This window comes from Actinocorallia lasiicapitis (genome assembly GCF_054778695.1).
On sequence record NZ_BAAGZI010000819.1, the window covers coordinates 1 to 882 of the forward strand.

General features: G+C 74.3%; 2 protein-coding genes. Both read left to right on the plus strand.

Annotated features, from left to right (window positions below; genetic code table 11):
- Positions 1–656: N-acetylglucosamine-6-phosphate deacetylase (locus ACYVE7_RS34825; protein ID WP_460370915.1), on the plus strand; the 656-nt coding region annotated here is incomplete at its 5' end.
- The coding region (locus ACYVE7_RS34830) for a PfkB family carbohydrate kinase (RefSeq protein WP_460370917.1) at positions 657–882 on the plus strand (226 nt) is incomplete at its 3' end.

Here is an 882-nt window from a genome sequence, read left to right on the forward strand (position 1 = left end):
GGCGCGGCACGATCCGTCAGGTGACGATCGCGCCCGAGCTGGTCGGGCCGTCCGGGGACACCGGGCTCGACCTGATCAGGGAGTGCGCGGCGCGCGGGGTCGTGGCGGCCGTCGGGCACACCGACGCCACGTACGCCGAGGCGGCGGCCGGGTTCGCGGCGGGGGCACGGCTCGTCACGCACCTGTTCAACGGGATGCGGGGGCTGCACCACCGGGACCCCGCCGTGATCACGGCGGCGGCCGAGCGGGACGACGTGGTCGTCGAGGTGATCAACGACGGGGTGCATCTGCATCCGAGCGTGGTGGCGCTGGCCGCCAAGGCGGCGCCGGGGCGCGTCGCGCTGATCACGGACGCGATCGACGCCACCGGGATCGGCGACGGCGTCTACGAGCTGGGGGCCATGTCGGTGCGGGTCGAGAACGGGGAGGCGCGGCTGACGACCAACGGGTCGCTCGCCGGATCGACCCTGACGATGGACGTGGCGTTCCGGCGGGCCGTCCAGGAGATCGGGCTGCCGCTGGAGGTGGCCTCGGCCTACGCGTCGGCGGTGCCGGCCCGGGCCGTCGGGCTGGACGACCGGGGCGAGCTGGCCGTCGGGCAGCGGGCCGATCTGCTGGTGCTGGACGAAGAGCTGACCCTGGTCGAGGTGCTGTAGATGATCCTCACGGTCACGTTGAATCCGGCGCTGGACGTCACCTATGCGGTGCCTTTCTGGGCCGCGCACACCACCAACCGGGTGGTCGAGGTGCGGGAGCGGGCCGGCGGCAAGGGCGTCAACGTGGCTCGGGTGCTGCGGGCGCTCGGGCAGGACGTCCTCGCGCTGGGGCTGTGCGGCGGTCCGGCCGGGGGGCTGCTCCGCGACGAGCTGCACGCCGCCGAAG